Below are 18,176 nucleotides of genomic sequence, written 5' to 3' on the forward strand. Positions count from 1 at the left end.
ACATCTCGCGATGAGAGCATGGGTCAATGAACACCGACCACGGCCACCCGACCGCAACACGATTCGACGGCGTGAGCGTGCGCGGCGCGCGCGAGCACAACCTCCGTGAGATCGACGTCGACATCCCGCGGGACGCTCTCGTGGCCTTCACCGGCGTGTCGGGATCGGGGAAGAGCTCGCTCGCCTTCGGCACCGTCTACGCCGAGGCGCAGCGGCGCTTCTTCGAATCCGTGGCCCCCTATGCGAGGCGCCTCATCGACCAGGTGGGCGCGCCGGACGTGGATTCGATCGAGGGCCTGCCGCCGGCGGTCGCTCTTCCGCAGCGCCGATCGGGCGGCAGCGCACGTTCGACGGTCGGGAGTGCGACCACGGTCGCGAACGTCGTCCGGATGCTGTTCTCGCGTGTGGGGACGTACCCCGCCGGCGCGCCGATGCTGCTGGCCGAGGACTTCTCGACCAACACGGTCCAGGGCGCCTGCCCCACCTGCCACGGTCTCGGCCGGGTCTACGACGTGCCGGAGGAGCTGATGGTTCCCGACGACTCGCTGTCGATCCGCGATCGGGCCCTCGCGGCCTGGCCGACCGCGTGGCACGGCAAGCAGCTGCAGGACAGCCTGATCTCGCTCGGCTACGACATCGACGTGCCCTGGGCCGAGATCCCCCGCGAGAAGCGGGACTGGGTTCTCTTCACCCAGGAATCACCGCAGGTGCCCGTGTTCACCGACCGCTCGCCCAGCGAGGTGCGCAAGGCGGTGGCGGCGGGGGAGGACCCGAGGTACATGAGCACCTTCCTCGGGGTCAGGCGCTACGTGCTCGACACCTTCGCGAACTCCAAGAGTGCGCGGATGCGCCAGAAGGCCGCCGAGTTCATGGTCAGCGTGCGGTGCCCCGACTGCCACGGCAAGCGGCTCAAGCCGGAAGCCCTCGCCGTCACGTTCGAGGGCGCCGACATCACCGAGATCTCCTCGATGCCGTTGAACGAGGTCGCCCGGCTGATGGAGGCCGTGCTGCAGCCGGACTGGAGATCGCCCTCGCAGACGCATGGATCGGCGGAGCACGGAGAGCTCCCGCCGGAGAAGCGTCTGGCCGCCCAGCGCCTGGCCTCCGAGCTGCTCGGCCGGCTGTCGCCGATCATCGACCTCGGGCTCGGCTATCTCACCCTCGACCGTACGACGACCACGCTGTCGTCGGGGGAGCTCCAGCGCATGCGGCTGGCGACCCAGGTTCTCTCGCGGCTGTTCGGCGTCGTGTTCGTGCTCGACGAACCGTCCGCCGGGCTCCACCCCGCCGACACCGAAGCGCTGCTGCGCATTCTGCGAAGCCTCCGGGACTCGGGCAACACCGTCTTCTACGTCGAACACTCCCTCGACGTCATCCGCGAGGCGGACTGGATCGTCGACATCGGTCCCGGGGCGGGCACGGCCGGAGGCACCGTCGTGTACTCCGGCCGGATCGACGGGCTCCGCGAGGTGGAGGCATCCGTCACCCGCCGCTACCTCTTCGGCAGCCCGGAGGCGGCGCCGGCACCGGATCGAGCGGCCCGGCGCCGCAGCGGTGACGCGCACCTCGTGCTCCGCGGAGTCTCGCGGAACAATCTGGCGGATGTCTCGGTGAGCTTCCCCTTGGGCGCCTTCACCGCCGTCACGGGTGTCTCCGGATCCGGCAAATCGACGCTGATCAACCACGGCATCCCCGACCTGCTCCGCGCCGACCTCTCCAGCGTCGCCGACGAGGTCGAGGCCGAATCGGAGCCGGCCGCGGAGGATCCGCTGGTCTCCGGGTCGCCGGCCGCCACATCCGGCCACGCGACAGGTCCGGCGGATCGCCTTCGGCGCATCGTGCAGGTGACGCAGAAGCCGATCGGGCGCACGCCCAGGTCGAACGTGGCCACCTACACGGGTGTCTTCGACCAGATCCGCAGCCGCTTCGCGGCGACCCCCGAAGCGCGCCGGCGGCACTACGGCGCCGGCCGGTTCTCGTTCAACCTCCCCAGCGGCCGGTGCCCGGTCTGCAAGGGCGAGGGCATGATCGAGGTCGAGCTGCTGTTCCTGCCCACCGTGCACGCCCCGTGCACCGCCTGCGCGGGAACGCGCTACAACGCCGAGACGCTGGAGATCCGCCTGCGCGGCAAGACCGTCGCCGACGTGCTCGCGATGAGTGTGGGCGACGCGCGAGAGTTCTTCGACGGCGACGCCGACGTGCTGCAGCACCTCGACGCGCTCCTGGACGTCGGTCTCGGCTACATCTCGCTCGGCCAGTCGGCCACCGAGCTGTCCGGCGGTGAGGCGCAACGCGTCAAGCTGGCCTCCGAGCTGCGGCGTGCCCAGCGCGGCGACACCCTCTACCTGCTCGACGAGCCGACCTCCGGCCTGCACCCCGCCGATTCCGATCGGCTGATCGGGCACCTGCAACGCCTCGTCGATGGCGGCAACACCGTCATCGTGGTCGAGCACGACATGCGCGTCGTCGCCGAAGCCGACTGGGTGATCGATCTGGGGCCCGGGGCCGGAGATGCAGGCGGACAGGTGATCGCGGCGGGCACGCCGGAGGAGGTCGCCGACCACTCGGCGAGCCGGACGGCCCCGTTCCTCAAGGCCGCCCTGGTGGGCCGAGAGGTCAGTGCTCCCTCTTGATCACGAAGTAGGAGCCGCGGATGGTGCCGGCCAGCTTGGACTTCTGGCGCGCGAACTTGAACCTGTCGGCCAGCTCCTCCGGAACATCCATGCCGTCGGAGAGCTTAAAGCCGACCGCGCGCTTGCCGCCGTCTTCGAGGCTGTACAGCACGTTGATCGAGAGGCCGCTCTCGTAGAAGACGTAGGCCCAGCGGGTGCCCTCGACCTCGAACTCGGTCGCCTCCAGGGGCGGTGAAGCGATCACCAGGTCGCGCTCGTCTTTGAGGATGCCCGCCACCCAGTCGACGATCGCTGTGGCCTCACTCGCGGGCTCGGTCGTGAACACGTGGTCGTACTTGTTCTTGAAGTAGCGCGCCTCGTTCGCGCGGAGGCCGGCCAGGGCGTCGACGACGGGCGACGACTCCAGCCCGATGGGGGAGACGGTGACGAAGTCCACGGCGTACGACATGGTGAGCAGTCCTTTCGCGACCCGCGAGTGCGGCTCTGGCTCCAATGTAGCGATCGCCCCGCGCCCAGGTCTTCTCCGTAACTGCTCGATCGCCCGTCTGCGGCGACATCGGGGTCGGACGACGGTGATCTAATGGAGGGACACCGAAAACGACGTATGAGGCTGCTGTGACGATTGACCTGAACCACCCGATGAGCTCGGCGACACTGGAGGAGGCGGAGGTCGAACGCATCCGCGCCGACTTCCCGATCCTGTCGCGGTCGGTGAACGGGCATCCGCTGGTCTATCTCGACTCGGGCGCCACCTCGCAGAAACCGCAGAGCGTGATCGACGTCGAGCGGGCCTACTACGAAGAGAGCAACGCGGCCGTGCACCGTGGCGCGCACACGCTGGCCGGCGAGGCCACCGAGCTGTTCGAGAACGCCCGCGCCACCGTGGCCCGCTTCGTGGGAGCGGAGGACGACGAGATCGTCTGGACCTCCAACGCCACCGAGGGCATCAACCTGATCGCGTACGGGATGTCGAACGCCACCGCGGGGCGAGGTGGGGCGGCCGCCGAGCGGTTCCGCCTGGGCGAGGGCGACGAGATCGTCGTCACCGAACTCGAGCACCACGCGAACCTCGTGCCGTGGCAGGAGCTCGCGCTGCGCACGGGCGCCACGCTGAAGGTGATCGGCCTCGACGACGACGGGCGCATCCGCCTCGACGAGGCCGCTCAGCTGATCGGGCCGCGCACGAAGGTCGTCGCCTTCGCGCACGTCTCCAACGTTCTCGGGGCCGTGAACCCGGTGGCCGAACTCGTGGCGCTCGCACACGCGCACGGTGCCCTGGTAGTGCTCGACGCCTGCCAGTCGGCCCCGCACATGCCGCTGAACCTGCACGAGCTGGACGTCGACTTCGCCGTGTTCTCCGGCCACAAGATGCTCGGGCCCACCGGCGTCGGCGTGCTCTACGGCCGCTCCGAGCTGCTGAACGCGCTGCCCCCGTTCCTCACCGGCGGCTCGATGATCACCACGGTCGGGCTCACCGAGTCCGCCTTCCTGCCCGCGCCCATGCGGTTCGAGGCGGGCACCCAGCGGGTATCGCAGGCCATCGCCCTGGCGAGCGCCGTCGACTACCTCTCCGCCGTGGGCATGGCGCAGATCAACGGGTGGGAGGCCACACTCGGCCGCCGCCTCTACGACGGACTCAGTGCGATCCCGGGCGTCCGCGTACTCGGCCCGGCCGGCGCGCCCGCCGGAACCGACGGAATCGAGCGCGTCGGCCTCGCCAGCTTCGTGGTCGACGGAGTGCACGCGCACGACGTGGGCCAGTTCCTCGACGACCGCGGCATCGCCGTGCGGGTCGGCCACCACTGCGCGCAGCCCGTGCACCGTCGCTTCGGCATCACCGCCACCACCCGCGCCAGCGCCTACCTCTACAACACGCCCGCCGACGTCGATGCGGCCGTCGAGGCCGTCGCCGAGGTCCGATCCTTCTTCCGGGTCGCCTGATGGCCTCGCGCGAGCTCGAAGGGCTCTACCAGCAGGTCATCCTCGACCACGCCAAAGAGAAGCACGGCTACGGGCTGCGCGACGCGGCATCCGGAACCTCGCATCAGATCAACCCCACCTGCGGCGACGAGGTCACCCTCAACGTGCACCGCGGTGAGGCGGGACGGATCGCCTCGATCAGCTGGGAAGGACAGGGTTGCTCCATCTCCACGGCCTCGGCCTCGCTGCTGGCCGACCTGGTGGACGAGCTGACGGCGGACGAGCTGGAGCAGCGGATCGGCGCGTTCCGCGAGCTGATGCAGTCCAAGGGCGCCCTCGAGGGCGACGAGGAGCTGCTCGGCGACGCGGTCGCCCTCGGCGGCGTCTCGCGCTACATCACGCGCATCAAGTGCGCGATGCTGCCCTGGGTGGCGCTCGAAGACGCGCTGGCCAAGGGCTGACTGCGCCCTAGACTGCGAGCGTGACCCGCAATCCCGAGCCCGATGACGACCGGCACGACGGAGCCGAACGCCGGCGCCTGGCCGAGGCCGACGCCCAGTCCGCCCGCACCGGAAAGATCACCGGCGGTGACTGGCGCGACTGGGGGCCCTACCTGGCCGAGCGCGCCTGGGGCACCGTGCGCGAGGACTACAGCGCCGACGGCGACGCCTGGCGCTTCTTCCCGCACGACCACGCCCGTTCCCGCGCCTACCGCTGGAACGAAGACGGCATGGCCGGCTTCTGCGACCGCGACCAGAGCTGGTGCCTGGGCCTCGCGCTCTGGAACGGCGCCGACCCCATCCTGAAAGAGCGGATGTTCGGCCTCTCCGGCCCCGAGGGCAACCACGGCGAAGACGCGAAAGAGTACTGGTGGTACCTCGACGGCACGCCCACGCACTCCTTCCAGCGCTGGCGTTACCACTACCCGCAGGCGGCGTTCCCCTACGAGCAGCTGATCGAGGTGAACGGCGCCCGCTCGAAGGAGGAGGGCGAGTTCGAGCTCGTCGACACCGGCGTGTTCGACGACGGCCGCTACTGGGTCGTCACCGTCGACTACGCCAAGGCCGGCCCGCACGACCTCACGATGACGATCACGCTCGAGAACGCGGGACCCGACGATGCGACGCTGCACGTGCTGCCGAGCTTCTGGTTCCGGAACGTGTGGTCGTGGGAGCTCGACCCCGCGCCGAAGCCCGTCGTGCGCGCCCACGACGGCGGCATGCTCGCGCACCGGCCGGGCGCCGACGACCTGGTGCTGCGGATGCTCGGGGACGATGACTCCCCGGTCGAGATGCTCTTCTGCGAGAACGAGAGCAACGTCGAGAAGCTCTTCGGAGCGCCGGCGGGCAGCGTGGCGCAGACGCCTTATCCGAAAGACGGCATCAACGACCTCCTCATCGACGGCGCCTCCACGGTCAACCCGCAGCAGGAGGGGACCAAGGCGGCCTTCCACCAGGCCGTCACCGTGCCGGCGGGCGAGCAGCGCGTCATCCGGCTGCGTCTGAGTGCGGCTCAGGATGCTCCGGAGGCGGCGTCGGCGTTCGAGGATGCCGAGGCCGTTCGGGCCCGCCGCGAGGCCGAGGCCGACGAGTTCTACGCCGGTGTCATCCCGGACGAGTCCAGCGACCAGGAGAAGGCGATCGCCCGCCAGGCCTTCGCCGGCCTCACCTGGTCGAAGCAGTTCTACCACTTCGACGTGCGCCGCTGGCTCGACGGCGACCCCACCTCTCCGCCGCCTCCCGCCGGTCGCCCGGCGGTGCGCAACGGCGACTGGCGGCACCTCTCCGGCCACGACGTCATCCTGATGCCCGACCCGTGGGAGTACCCCTGGTTCGCGGCCTGGGACCTCTCGTTCCACTGCGTCACGATGGCGCACATCGATCCCGAGTTCGCCAAGGCGCAGCTCGTGCTGATGCTGCGCGAGTGGTACATGCATCCGAACGGCCAGTTGCCGGCCTACGAATGGGACTTCGGCGACGTCAACCCGCCCATCTCGGCCTGGGCGGCCCTGCGGGTGTTCGAGATCGACGGATCGCGCGACTTCCACTTCCTCGGCCGCACCTTCCACAAGCTGCTGATGAACTTCACCTGGTGGACCAACAACAAGGACCACGGCGACAACAACCTGTTCGAGGGCGGGTTCATGGGTCTGGACAACATCGCGCCGCTGGACAGGTCGACGCTGCCGCCGGAGGTGGGCGTGCTCGAGCAGGCCGACTCCACGGCGTGGATGGCGACCTACGCGCTGCACCTGCTCGACATCGCGCTGCTGCTGAGCGACCACGACCTCGCCTACCAAGACGTGGCGACGAAGTTCTTCGAGCACTTCCTGGCGATCGCAGGGTCGGCGAACGACGCCGGGCTGTGGGACGACGAAGACGCGTTCTACTACGACATGCTGCACCTGGCCGACGGCCGGGTGGTGCCGATGAAGGTGCGCTCGCTGGTGGGCCTGGTCCCCGTGGCCGCCGCGCTGGTGTACGTACGCGAGCAGGACGGGCGGCTCGCGGAGTTCGTGATGCGCGGGCTCGCCTACCTCGAGCGCAACCCCTCGCTGGCGAAGTTCGTGCAGGTGCGCAGCGTCGACGAGGGCGGCGAGGTGACGAGCCTGCTCGCCTTGGTCGAGCCCGAACGGCTCGAACGGGTGCTGGCGAAGGCACTCGACCCTGAAGGCATGCTCTCGCCGCACGGCATCCGGGGCATCTCGGCGTGGCACCGCGAGCACCCGTTCCGGGTGGAGGTCGACGGCGTCGAGGCAGTCGTGGACTACGAACCGGGGGAGTCGACCTCCGGGCTGTTCGGCGGCAACTCGAACTGGCGCGGGCCGGTGTGGTTCCCGCTGAACGTGCTGATCATCGAGTCGCTGCGCGGCTACGACTCCAGCCTGGGTGAGCGGCACACGGTCGAGTACCCGGCCGGATCGGGGCGGCAGCACAGCTTCGGCGAGATCGCCGACGACCTCTCGAAGCGGCTGATCTCGCTCTTCGTCGAGCCTGACGACGGGGGACCGCGGCCCTCGGATGCGCGCTACCCGCTGCTCTCGGCCGATCCGCGCTGGCGGCACAACATCGCGTTCTACGAGTACTTCCACGGCGACACCGGGCAGGGGCTCGGCGCCTCGCACCAGACGGGGTGGACCGCGCTGGTGGCCCACCTCATCGTCACGCGACGGCCGTCCTGATCACGCGCCGGCCAGGGCGGCCCGCCGCCGCCCGGGGAACGCCAGGATGACGAGCCCCGCGGCGAGCACGATCAGGCCCGCCACGGCCTGACCGGAGAGCAGCTCACCGAGCACGAGCGTGCCGAGCACCGTCGCGGTCAGCGGCTCGGCGAGGGTGAGTGTGGAGACCGTCGCCGCCGGCAGCCGGGCGAGGCCCCAGCCGAACAGCAGGTAGGCGAGCGCGGTGGTGACGACACCCAGCCACAGCGCCAGCGCGAGGCCGTCGGCGGTGAGGAGCCAGGCGGCGTCGCTCGCCAGCAGCAGCGGAATGCTACCGAGCGCGGCCACGCCGAACAGGGTGCCCATCGTGGAGGTGGCCCCCCAGCCGCGCTGCAGAAGGGCCTTGGCGGCGAGGGTGTAGACCGCGTAGGAGGCGCCGGCGCCCAGCGAGGCGAGGATGCCGGGAAGGCTGACCGTGCTGGTTCCCGCCCCCACGAGCCCGCTGATCAGCACCACGCCCGCCGTGGCGACGATCGTGGCGAGCAGCCAGCGCCGGCCGGGGAAGCGTCGGCGCAGCGCCCAGTCGAGCAGGCCCGTGAGCACGGGCGCCGATCCGAGGGCCACGACCGTGCCCACCGCGACCCCGTTCGCGCTCGTCCCGGCGAAGAACGCGGGCTGATAGGTGAGCACCCCCAGGGCGCCGACGGCGACGAGCAACCACGAGGGGACACCGTGCCTCAGGCGGCCGCCGCCTGCCTCGCCGGGCCGTATGGTGCGCGATCGCGCCCGGAGCTGCAGCACGATCGCGACGATCCCGAGCAGGCCGCCGCCGATCAGGATGCGCGCGGCACCCACCGATCCGGCACTCGCATCGGCGGGCCCGAACGCCTGGGCCGTGCCGGTGGTGCCGAAGCAGATCGCGGCGAGCAGGACGGCGAAGACGGGCATCATGCGGTAATTGTTACACAATCCGTCCCGGCGGTCGTCGTCAGGCCGGGAACGCCTCGAAGGTGCCGATCGCGATCACGGCCGCCAGCGCCACCAGGGCTATGGCGCCGAACACTACCGCCATCAGCAGCAGGCGCGGGCGAAGGGTGCGCACCAGCAGCCGGATCTCGACCATCGCCACGTAGAGCAGCAGGATGACGGCGATGCCGAGCAGGGCGATGCCGCGCGAGTCCAGCTGCTGCATGGTCCAGAGCAGCACCACGCTGATCGCGGCCATCAGGCCGCCCGTCACCAGCCAGATCGTGCCCTGCGAGGTGGTGAGCGAGGACTGCGTGTTCATCTTGGTGGGGTCGTCGTCGTGCATCCGCCGTTCGCCTCCCTGCCGTCTCTGACTTCGAGTGTACGGCGATCCGGATGCCGTGTTTCGGTCACGTGCTGCCCCCGTTTCGATTGCATTAAGGCTTGCGGAATGACCCCCGAAGGCGGGTAGTCTTCCACAAACGTTCACGGAGCAAGGGGAGAACCACGTGCACAGACGTCATCGGAGACTCGCAGCGATCGGAACCGGAACGGGGGTGATGATCGCCGCCGTCGTGGGGCTGGGTTCGCAAGCCGCCTTCGCCGTGGATCCCGACGATCTCGAGAGCCGCGTCACGGTCGCCGGAGTCACCGCCCACCTCGAGGCCCTGCAGTCGATCGCGGAGGCCAATGACGGCAACCGTGCGATCGGCACCTCGGGCTACGAGGCCAGCGGCGAGTACATCGAACAGGTGCTCACCGACGCCGGTTACGCGCCGGTACGACAAGACTTCCAGGCCACCACACAGTCGATCGACGCCTTCTCGATCACGCTGCTCGGCAGCACGACCGACCTCGAGCCGCCGGCCGAGGGCGAGCCCGCCGAGCCCGAGCGCATTCCGATGGAGGGCACGACGGCCACACCCGCCGACGGGATCGTGGGCGCCGCGGTCAGCGTTCCGGTCACGCCCACGGGCTGCGATGCCGCCGAGTGGGGCGGCACGGATGCCACCGGCACGGTCGCCGTGGTCAGCCGTGGAGTCTGCCCGTTCTCCGACAAGGCGATCGCGGCCGCCGAGGCCGGCGCCGTGGCCCTGCTGGTCTACAACAACGAGGACGGCCCGCTGAACGGCACCCTCGGCGAGCAGCTGCCCGAGTTCGTGCCGTCGGTGGGCATCACGCAGAGCGAGGGCGCCGCCGTGCTGGCCGCGCTCGAGGCGGGCGACCCGGTGACGGTCGACCTGCAGCTGCAGGAGACCACCACCACGGTCGACACCTTCAACATCATCGCCGAGACGCCCACGGGCGATCCCACCAACACCGTGATGCTCGGAGCGCACCTCGACTCGGTGCCCGAAGGCCCCGGCATCAACGACAACGGCAGCGGATCGGCCGCCATCCTCGAGACCGCGGTGCAGCTGGCCGCCTCCGGCCCGCTGAACAACCAGGTGCGCTTCGCCTGGTGGGGCGCCGAGGAGGTCGGACTCGTCGGCTCGACGTACTACGTCGAAGACCTGGCCGAGAACGACCCGGTAGCACTGGACGAGATCGCGACCTACCTCAACTTCGACATGGTCGCGTCGCCCAACTACGTGATCAGCGTCTACGACGCCGACCAGTCGACCTATGAGGCACCGGTCGAGGTGCCGGAGGGCTCGATCGCCACCGAGAAGGCCCTCACCGACTACTTCGACGCCACGGGTCAACCGTGGATCGACACGGCCTTCGACGCCCGCAGCGACTACGACGCCTTCATCGCCTACGGCGTGCCGGCCTCCGGCCTGTTCACGGGTGCGGATGACGTGAAGACCGATGAGGAAGTGGCGCTGTTCGGCGGGACGGCGGGTATCACGCACGACCCGAACTACCACTCGGCCGCCGACGACATCACGAACGTGAACGCCGAGGCGCTGGGCATCATGATCGGCGCGATCTCCTCGGTCACCGGATCGTTCGCGAACGACACCTCGGCGATCAACGGGGTGCTGCCTCCGGTGGAGCCGACCCCCACTCCGACGCCCGCGCCGACGGTGGCGCCGACCGCACCTCCGGTGGCCGACCCCGCCGGCTCCGGGCCGGCACTGGCCGCCACGGGCGCAGGATCCGGGCCGATCGACCCGCTGGTCGTACTGCCGATCGCTGTGCTGCTGCTCGGCGCGGGAGTCGTCGTCACCGTGTTGCGCCGGCGTGAGGGGGCCGCCCGCAAATAGGTGGAAAGTACTCACGGAGGGCGGTGGCCGCCCGAGCTTAATGTGAGTGGATGCTCCTTCGATCCGCTCTCAGAACAGGGCTCGCCGTCGCGGCCGCCGCCCTCTCCGTGTCCGCCCTCGTCGCCCTCCCGGCGACGGCTCCCTCCGCCCACGCCGCCGGTGCCGCCCGCTCCGTGAACGTGATGGCACCGCTGTTCATCGACGACTGGGCGAGCGGCGGGCCGCAGTGGCGCGACTTCACCTCCTCGCTCGCGGTGGCCGACGCCCAGGGCGCCGACGCTGTGGCGGTCGACGTCTGGTGGGGCAAGGCCGAACCCGCCCTAGGCAGTTTCGACTGGGCCTACTACGACAAGGTGTTTGCCGCCGTCACGGCTGCGGGCCTCGACCTGGTACCGGTCATGTCGTTCCACCAGTGCGGCGGCAACGTCGGTGACACCTGTGACATCCCGATCCCCTCGTTCGTCTGGGAGCCGTTCCAGATCTGCGGGTTCGCAGGCTGGTGCACCTCCACCCCGGTCGAGAACTACTGGGTGAGCGAGTACGGCAACACCGACCGCGAGTCGCCGTCGCCCTGGGGCATCGGCAACGATCGCACGCTGCTCGAGATGCGCGACTTCATGAACGCCTTCGAGGGGCACTACACCAGCGGTGCCACCGATTACCGCGGCCGCATCCAGGAGATCACCGTCGGCACGGGCCCCGCGGGCGAGCTGCGCTATCCCTCCTACGCCGCGCACGACTCGAAGGTGGCGGGCAACCCCGCCGGCTACCCGAACCGCGGCACCTTCCAGAGCTACACGCCCGCCGCCGTGCGCTCGTTCGCCGACTGGGCCGTGGCGAAGTACGGCTCGGTCGCGGGTGTCGGCAGTGCCTGGGGCATCCCCGGGCTGGTCTACACGGCCATCTCACCGCCCACCGACCACGAGCGCTTCATCGACTCGGGCTCCTACTCTTCGCTGCAGTACGGCCGCGACTTCACGCGCTGGTACGCCGACAGCCTGCTGCAGCACGGTCGCGAGGTCGTCTCGGCGGCGATCGGCGCCTTCGACGAGGGCTTCTCGGCGGTGCCGCTGGGCCTCAAGATCCCCGGGGTGCACTGGCAGACCATGTCGAGCAGCCCCATCCGCCGCGCACCCGAGATCGCGGCCGGTCTGATCTCGACCGATGGCGCCTACAACGACGCCTCCACCTCGCACGGCTACGACGGCATCCTGGGCCTCGTGCACGATCTCGACGTGAACGGCGATGGGCACTCCACCTCCCACCGGGTGATCCTGCACTTCACCGCGCTCGAGATGCCCGACGGCCGGGAGTGGGACGGCGGCGCGCATGCCTACTCGGATTCGGCCTCGCTGGTCTCCTGGGTCGGCTCGGCCGCCGCGAAGGCCCACGTCACGCTGAAGGGCGAGAACGCCCTCAGCTCGGGCCTAGGCAGCGTCGGCTCCTCCACCACCGTGGGCTGGTCGCACATCCGCGATGCCTTCTCGGGTTCGACCGCCTATTCGGGCCTGACCCTGCTGCGGCTGTCCGACGTGGTGGTTCCGGCCTCGACGGGGCGGACCGAGTTCGAACGGTTCCTCCGCGACTTCCACTGAGTTCCGGGGTCACGGACTGGCCCGGTTCTGGCCCTCAGAACCGGGCCAGTCCGCTGCCGATGATGACCGTGCCGAGCACGAGCAGCACGAGGGTGGTCACGGTCGCGCTGTTGCGTTCGATCCAGACCCGCGTCTCCTCGAGCGGTTTGCGCATCCGGGCCGGATCGGCCACCGCGACGATGATCGGGGCGGCCAGTGTCGAGATGCCGAGCACCACGAAGATCGCGATCGCCACCACCGTCGGGCCGAACGGCACGTTGCCCGCGGCGATCGCCACGCCGGCGGTGATGGTGAGCAGCAGGTTCTTGGGGCGCAGCATCAGCACGAAGCCCACGCCCAGCGAGGGGAGGGGGCCGAGGCTCGTGACCTTGGTCATCCACGCGGGCGGTCCCTCGGTGGTGTCGGCGGCGAGCGCGGCAAGATCGCCGGTCTCGCTCGAGGCCGCCGGGGAAGCGGCCGCTGCGCGGTGACGCCGCCGGGCCGAGCGCCAGCGGATGGCGGTCAGCACGAGCAGCGCCGCACCGAGCACGAGCTCGATGGTCGCGAACAGCGGGCTCTTCTGATCGGTGGAGACGGGAGGCAGCAGCGAGGCGATCGCCGTGAACAGCGCGGTCAGGCCGACCAGGCCGACCGTGGCGCCGATCAGGTAGGTGAGGCTCGACCAGCGGCCGCGCGGGGAGAGCAGGATGAGCACCATCACCACGATCGGCACCGAGCTGAGTGCCACGCCCAGCGCGAGCGGCAGGATGTGTCCGATGATGGCCGCCATCTGGCCAGTCTAGGAGTCCGCCGAAGCCCCTCACGATCCCTCGGCCGCCATGGCCCGCGTATTCTGGCGGGGTGACTCGGCCGCCGATGGGAGACAGCGCCCGGGCCCGCGGACTGGTCGCGGTGCTGCTCGGGCGTTTCGTGCGGGTGCGGTGGGGGTACCGCTTCCGCTCGCGGTCGCGCCTGGAGGCGTGGCAGAGGCGGCGCATCCGGAGCTTTCTCCGCCGCGACCTGCCGAAGGCGCCTTTCTACGCGGAACGGACGTCGGCCACACCCCGGCGTGCGCGCCGGCTCGAAGCCCTGCCTGTCGTCGGCAAGAGCGTGCTGCTCGAGCACTTCGACGGGCTGAACACCCGCGGCGTGCGTCTCGCCGACGCCCTCGGTGTCGCGCTGGAGGCCGAGCACACCCGCGACTTCCGTGCGCTGGTCGACGGCGACGTGACGGTCGGGCTGTCCAGCGGCACGTCGGGCCGGCGCGGCGCGTTCCTGGTGAGCCCGCGCGAACGGATGCTGTGGGCCGGCACCGTGCTCGGCCGGATGCTGGACGGGCCGATGCTCGTGCGCCTCGTGCAGCCGTGGCGGCCGCCGCTGCGGATCGCGTTCTTCCTGCGCGCCGGCGGCAACCTCTACGAGTCGGTGGCGAGCTCGCGGGTGCGGTTCGGCTTCTTCGACCTCACGGAGCCGCTCGAGGTGCATCGCCGCGAACTCGCGCGGCTGACCGCGGCGGGGCACGGACCCGACATCCTGGTCGCACCCGCCTCCGTGCTGCGGGCGCTGGCGCTGGCCGATCGTGAGGGCCGTGACGATCGCGGGATGCTCGACGGTGGCCCCGGCGCGGCCTCTGCGGCCCGTCCGTTCGCGCCCGGGCTGGTGATCTCGGTGGCCGAGGTGCTCGAACCCGACACGGCCGAGCTCATCCGCAGCGTCTGGGGCGCTCCGCTGCGCCAGGTGTACCAGGCGACCGAGGGCCTGCTGGCCCTGACGTGCGAGGCCGGGGCGCTGCACCTGAATGAGGAGTCGGTGCACATCGAACGGGAGTGGCTCGACGCCGAGCACACCCGCTTCACCCCGGTGGTGACCGACTTCGACCGGCGCACCCAGATCATCGCCCGCTACCGCCTCGACGACGTGCTGCGGGTCGACCCCACCGCGCCGGAGCGGTGCGCCTGCGGCCGGGTGAGCGCGGTGATCGCCGCGGTCGACGGGCGCCATGACGCGGTGCTGCGCCTGCCGCATCGCGACGGCCGCCGCCTGGTCGACGTGTTCCCGGATGCGGTGCGCCAGGCCCTGATGCTCGGTTCGGAGTCGTATGCCGATTGGCGCATCCGTCAGCGCGGCCTCGACGTGCACCTCGCGCTGGACGAGCCGGCAGCCGATGGCGCCGAGCGGGCCGTGGCCGCCCTCGAGGGGCTGTTCGAGCGCTACGAGTGCCGCGCGACCGTCGTGCTCGACGAGTGGGTGGAGCCCGATCCCGGCGTGAAGGTGCGGCGGATCGTGCACGAGGAGGGCGTGCGGTGAGGTCGGGGCCCCCGGTGGCGGTGCTCGTGACGGGCGCGTCCGGCTTCGTCGGCGGGGCTCTGCTCCGGCGACTGACGGGCGACTCCGCCTTCGCGCCGCTCGGGATCGGACGCCGGGCGCTCGACGACCCCGACTACCGCCCGGTCGACCTGGCGGCTCCGGATGCGGCGCGCGCCCTGGGCGCGGCCTGGGCGAGCGCGCATCCGGGAGTGCCCGGCGGCCCATCGGTGATCGTGCATGCCGCCGCGCACAGCTCGCCGTGGGGGAGCCGCGCCGAGTTCGAGCGCGCCAACGTCGGCACCACGCGCGCCGTGCTCGACTACGCCCGCTCGCTGCCTGCGCCACCGCGCGTCGTGTTCGTCTCCACGGCATCCGTTCTCTACCGGGCACGCGATCAGGCCGGAGTGCCCGACGACGCGCCCGCCGACGGGCCCTTCGTCAACGCCTACGCCGCCTCCAAGCGCGCCGCCGAGCGGCTGGTCGAGCAGTACCCGGGCGAGTGGGTGGTGCTGCGCCCCCGGGCCGTGTTCGGTGCGGGCGACACCACCCTGCTGCCGAGGATCGTGGCCGCGGCCCGGGCCGGCCGGCTCCCGCGCATCCGCCCGCCGCGGTCGGGACCGGTGCTCTCCGACCTGGTGGTGATCGAGACCCTGGTCGAGCATTTGGTGACGGCCCTGACGAGCCCGGCCCTGAACCGACGCACGCTCACGGTCACCAACGGGGAGCCGCTCGCGTTGCAGCCGGCGGTCTTCGCCCTGCTCGAGCGGATGGGCATCCCCGTGCCCGCTCGCACGGTCTCCCGCCGGGGCGCACTGCTCGCCGCCACCGTGCTCGAAGCGGCGTGGCGGATGCTGCGGCCGGGCATCGAGCCGCCGATCACGAGATACTCGGTGATCGTGTACGCCTTCACCAAGACCTTCGACGCCCGGCTGTGCCGCGAGCTGCTCGGTGCGCCCGCGGTGACGGTGGCCGAGGGGCTGGAGCGGGTCGTGGCCGAGTCGCAGGCGGGAGGCCCCGGATGAGCACGCACCTCGACGCGTCGGCGATCCTGCGTTCGGTCCGGCCGCCGGCGGCCACATCGGCGTCGGCGCCCGCGCCCGTTCCGGCTGCCGCACCCGCTCCAGGCGCGGGAGCCGTGCCGGCATCGCGCATCGCCGGCGTGGCCGTCTACCTGCCTCCGCAGACGCGCTCGACGGCCGAGACCGAGGAGCGCCTGCGCATCCTGAACCCCGGCTTGAAGCTGCCCACCGGCCTGATCGCCCGCCTCACCGGTGTCGAGCGCGTGCACCTGCGGCCCGAGGGCTGGAACACCTCCGACCTCGCCGCCGAGGCCGGCCGCCGGGTACTGGCCGAGTCGCCCGGCCCGGTCGACCTGCTGCTGTTCGCTTCGGCAAGCCAAGACATGATCGAGCCCGCCACGAGTCACATCGTCTCGGCGAAGCTCGGCCTCGGCTGCCCCGTGATGGACGTCAAGAACGCCTGCAACAGCGTGCTCAACGCGATGCAGGTGGCGGATGCCCTGATCGCGGCCGGCCAGTACCGCCGGGTGCTGATCGTGAGCGGCGAGCAGCCCTCGCACGCGGTGCGCTGGAGGCTCGAGAGCCCCGAGCAGTTCCTGCGCTCGTTCGCCGGGTACACGATGAGCGACGGCGGGGCGGCGGTGCTGCTGGAGCGGGCGCCGCATCCGAGGGCCGGGCCGCTCGACGCGCGCGACCCCGAGCCGGTGGCCGCCCGATCGCGCCCCGCCGGCATCCTGGGCAGCCGCTTCGTGGCGCATTCCGAGCACTGGGCGGTCGGCACCCTGCCCACGGGCGGCTCGGTGAACCCGCACGCCGAGGGCGGCAGCTACTTCGACATGGACGGCGGCGCCCTGCAGCGCGCCTTCAGCGAACTGGGCGTGGGCCTCGTGCGCGACCTCGTCGCCGGTCTCGGCCACGGCGTCGGCGAGCTCGACTTCGTGGCCGTGCACCAGGTGGCGGCCTCCTACCACGACGGCATCGTCGAGGTGCTGGGCATCGACCCGGCGCGAACGGTGCCGATCGTGGTCGAGCACGGCAACCTCGCCTCCGTGGGCCTTCCGCTGCAGCTGCTGCGGGCGAGGGAGCGTGGGCTCGTCGGGCCCGGCAGCCTGATCGCGCTCGTCGGTCTGGCGGGCGGCATCTCGCTCGGCGTCATGGTGGTGCGGCTGTGAGCCTCGCCCCGGCGACTCCGGATGCGCCGGATGCGGCCGCGCCGCCGCCGGCGCCCCGCGGGGCCGAGCGCCGCTGGGAGGAGCGCGTGCAGCGCGCCGCGCATCCGCTGGCCTACCCGCTGCTCGCGAGCATCCGCCGGCCGGTGCTGCGGGTACCGGGGGTGGGCGTGGTGGTGACGGATGCGGCGCTGTTGCGCGAGGTGCTGCTCGACACCGCCCGCTTCACCAAGACCGGGCCGGGGTCGCCCGCCGACCTCTGGACGCCGGTGCTCGGCCCCGCGGTGCTGTTGAACATGGAGGGCGCCGATCACGCGGCCCTCCGGCGGCGGATCGGGCCGCTGTTCGCGCCCGCGTTCGTCTCGGCGCTGACCGAGTCGACGATCGGCGGCGCGGCGCGCGACCTGACCGCGCGGCTGGTCGCCGGCGAGGTGGTGGACCTGGTGGCCGAGGTGCGCGAGTACGCCGGGCAGGTGATCAGCCGCCTCGTGGGCCTCAAGCGGGATGTGGTGGGGGAGTCGCTCTTCGCCCGCATCTCGGCGATCACGGGGTTCGTGCGCCTCACCCGGCCGGGCTTCACCCCGGCGCAGGTGCACCAGGCGCGGGAGGTGCTCGACGAACTCACGCAGCACGCGCGCGCCGCGTATCGCGCGGGCGGTGACACCGTGCCCGGGCGGATGCGCGAGCTCGGCCTGGGCGAAGACGAGGCGATGGGCGCGGTCGGCGCCTTCGTGCTGACCGGCACCGAGACGCTCGTCTCCTACCTGCCGCGGCTGGTCGCGGTGCTCTCCGACACGGGATGGCTCGAACGGCTCGCGCACGACCGCGGTCTGATGGATGCGGCCGTGGCCGAAGGGTTGCGGATCACCACGCCCTCACCGGTCATGCTGCGCAGCGTCGCGGCCGAGGCGACCGTCGGCCCGGTGCGGGTGCGACCGGGTGACCGGATGGTGCTCGCGACCTTCCTGGCCGACCGTGCGGCCGGATCCTTCGATCCCGTGGGCAACCCCGCCGCCTCGCTGAAACAGCTCTGGTTCGGGGCGGGAGCGCACTTCTGCCTGGGCGCCCCCCTCGCCATGGCACAGATCGGGGTGACTGTGGGCGCCGTGCTCGACGCGGCCAGCGAGGCCCCCCTGCGGATCGTCGACCGCCGGGCCCAGCGCGGCACCCTCATCCCGGGCTACGCGCGCCTGCGCCTGGCCCGCCGGTAAAGTCGGA

At 71.3% G+C, this 18,176-nt stretch carries 14 protein-coding genes; 10 read left to right on the forward strand and 4 right to left on the reverse strand.

What is annotated here, in order from left to right:
- The first annotated feature begins 26 nt into the window (after positions 1 to 26).
- A complete protein-coding gene (locus Q0D75_RS03640; protein WP_291049478.1) occupies positions 27 to 2,633 on the forward strand; it encodes an excinuclease ABC subunit UvrA in 2,607 nt (868 codons plus the stop codon).
- Here the strand turns inward: Q0D75_RS03640 and Q0D75_RS03645 are convergent.
- Entirely contained in the window at positions 2,617 to 3,081 is a 465-nt protein-coding gene (locus tag Q0D75_RS03645) for a phage tail protein (protein ID WP_291049482.1), read from the reverse strand. The two genes, Q0D75_RS03640 and Q0D75_RS03645, sit on opposite strands and share 17 nt — an antisense overlap.
- Before the next feature lie 191 nt (positions 3,082 to 3,272).
- Here Q0D75_RS03645 and Q0D75_RS03650 point away from each other — a divergent pair, with 191 nt between their 5' ends.
- The 3 genes from Q0D75_RS03650 to Q0D75_RS03660 are packed head-to-tail and all read left to right on the forward strand — an operon-like array spanning position 3,273 to position 7,734.
- Entirely contained in the window at positions 3,273 to 4,574 is a 1,302-nt protein-coding gene (locus tag Q0D75_RS03650) for a cysteine desulfurase (protein ID WP_291049561.1), read from the forward strand.
- On the forward strand, positions 4,574 to 5,014 hold the full coding sequence (gene sufU / locus Q0D75_RS03655; protein ID WP_291049487.1) for a Fe-S cluster assembly sulfur transfer protein SufU: 441 nt from the start codon (positions 4,574 to 4,576) through the stop codon (positions 5,012 to 5,014). The genes Q0D75_RS03650 and sufU overlap by 1 nt, the downstream gene beginning before the upstream one ends.
- A 20-nt stretch (positions 5,015 to 5,034) precedes the next feature.
- On the forward strand, positions 5,035 to 7,734 hold the full coding sequence (locus Q0D75_RS03660; RefSeq protein ID WP_291049489.1) for a glucosidase: 2,700 nt from the start codon (positions 5,035 to 5,037) through the stop codon (positions 7,732 to 7,734).
- On the opposite strand, the gene Q0D75_RS03665 is transcribed toward Q0D75_RS03660, so the two are convergent.
- Both Q0D75_RS03665 and Q0D75_RS03670 read right to left on the reverse strand, forming a co-directional pair.
- Positions 7,735 to 8,664 carry an EamA family transporter gene (locus tag Q0D75_RS03665; protein WP_291049492.1) on the reverse strand — a complete coding sequence of 310 codons (930 nt, stop codon included), beginning with the start codon at positions 8,662 to 8,664 and terminating at the stop codon, positions 7,735 to 7,737.
- 37 nt (positions 8,665 to 8,701) lie between these two features.
- Positions 8,702 to 9,025, reverse strand: coding sequence for a hypothetical protein (locus Q0D75_RS03670; protein ID WP_291049495.1), 324 nt, complete (start codon positions 9,023 to 9,025; stop codon positions 8,702 to 8,704).
- Between the two features lie 214 nt (positions 9,026 to 9,239).
- Here Q0D75_RS03670 and Q0D75_RS03675 point away from each other — a divergent pair, with 214 nt between their 5' ends.
- Positions 9,240 to 10,889, forward strand: a complete 1,650-nt coding sequence (locus Q0D75_RS03675; protein ID WP_291049498.1) for a M20/M25/M40 family metallo-hydrolase — start codon at positions 9,240 to 9,242, stop codon at positions 10,887 to 10,889.
- Between the two features lie 50 nt (positions 10,890 to 10,939).
- Positions 10,940 to 12,484, forward strand: a complete 1,545-nt coding sequence (locus Q0D75_RS03680) for a family 14 glycosylhydrolase (RefSeq protein WP_291049501.1) — start codon at positions 10,940 to 10,942, stop codon at positions 12,482 to 12,484.
- Between the two features lie 34 nt (positions 12,485 to 12,518).
- Here Q0D75_RS03680 and Q0D75_RS03685 read toward each other — a convergent pair whose 3' ends face one another.
- The gene (locus Q0D75_RS03685; RefSeq protein ID WP_291049506.1) at positions 12,519 to 13,253 is read right to left on the reverse strand and encodes a GAP family protein; all 735 of its coding nucleotides are present in this window, start codon (positions 13,251 to 13,253) and stop codon (positions 12,519 to 12,521) included.
- A gap of 71 nt (positions 13,254 to 13,324) precedes the next feature.
- Between Q0D75_RS03685 and Q0D75_RS03690 the strand changes: the two genes are divergently transcribed.
- From Q0D75_RS03690 to Q0D75_RS03705, 4 genes are read left to right on the forward strand one after another with little or no spacing between them, the layout of a single operon-like run.
- Positions 13,325 to 14,770 (forward strand): F390 synthetase-related protein, encoded by a 1,446-nt coding sequence (locus Q0D75_RS03690; protein WP_291049508.1) that lies wholly within the window; start codon positions 13,325 to 13,327, stop codon positions 14,768 to 14,770.
- Entirely contained in the window at positions 14,767 to 15,792 is a 1,026-nt protein-coding gene (locus Q0D75_RS03695; protein ID WP_291049510.1) for an NAD(P)-dependent oxidoreductase, read from the forward strand. Before Q0D75_RS03690 ends, Q0D75_RS03695 begins: the two co-directional genes overlap by 4 nt.
- Positions 15,789 to 16,961, forward strand: a complete 1,173-nt coding sequence (locus Q0D75_RS03700; protein ID WP_291049513.1) for a 3-oxoacyl-[acyl-carrier-protein] synthase III C-terminal domain-containing protein — start codon at positions 15,789 to 15,791, stop codon at positions 16,959 to 16,961. Before Q0D75_RS03695 ends, Q0D75_RS03700 begins: the two co-directional genes overlap by 4 nt.
- Positions 16,958 to 18,169, forward strand: a complete 1,212-nt coding sequence (locus Q0D75_RS03705) for a cytochrome P450 (protein ID WP_291049515.1) — start codon at positions 16,958 to 16,960, stop codon at positions 18,167 to 18,169. Before Q0D75_RS03700 ends, Q0D75_RS03705 begins: the two co-directional genes overlap by 4 nt.
- The last annotated feature ends 7 nt before the right edge of the window (positions 18,170 to 18,176 follow it).

The sequence above is a fragment of the Herbiconiux sp. genome (assembly GCF_023264855.1).
Lineage (GTDB): Bacteria > Actinomycetota > Actinomycetes > Actinomycetales > Microbacteriaceae > Herbiconiux.

What these genes read in the sequence shown, in the direction of transcription:
- Q0D75_RS03640 (WP_291049478.1), top strand. Translation starts at nt 27, where the DNA reads ATGAACACCGACCACGGCCACCCGACCGCAACACGATTCGACGGCGTG.
- Q0D75_RS03645 (WP_291049482.1), bottom strand. Translation starts at nt 3,081, where the DNA reads ATGTCGTACGCCGTGGACTTCGTCACCGTCTCCCCCATCGGGCTGGAG.
- Q0D75_RS03650 (WP_291049561.1), top strand. Translation starts at nt 3,273, where the DNA reads ATGAGCTCGGCGACACTGGAGGAGGCGGAGGTCGAACGCATCCGCGCC.
- sufU (WP_291049487.1), top strand. Translation starts at nt 4,574, where the DNA reads ATGGCCTCGCGCGAGCTCGAAGGGCTCTACCAGCAGGTCATCCTCGAC.
- Q0D75_RS03665 (WP_291049492.1), bottom strand. Translation starts at nt 8,664, where the DNA reads ATGATGCCCGTCTTCGCCGTCCTGCTCGCCGCGATCTGCTTCGGCACC.
- Q0D75_RS03670 (WP_291049495.1), bottom strand. Translation starts at nt 9,025, where the DNA reads ATGCACGACGACGACCCCACCAAGATGAACACGCAGTCCTCGCTCACC.
- Q0D75_RS03675 (WP_291049498.1), top strand. Translation starts at nt 9,240, where the DNA reads ATGATCGCCGCCGTCGTGGGGCTGGGTTCGCAAGCCGCCTTCGCCGTG.
- Q0D75_RS03680 (WP_291049501.1), top strand. Translation starts at nt 10,940, where the DNA reads ATGCTCCTTCGATCCGCTCTCAGAACAGGGCTCGCCGTCGCGGCCGCC.
- Q0D75_RS03685 (WP_291049506.1), bottom strand. Translation starts at nt 13,253, where the DNA reads ATGGCGGCCATCATCGGACACATCCTGCCGCTCGCGCTGGGCGTGGCA.
- Q0D75_RS03700 (WP_291049513.1), top strand. Translation starts at nt 15,789, where the DNA reads ATGAGCACGCACCTCGACGCGTCGGCGATCCTGCGTTCGGTCCGGCCG.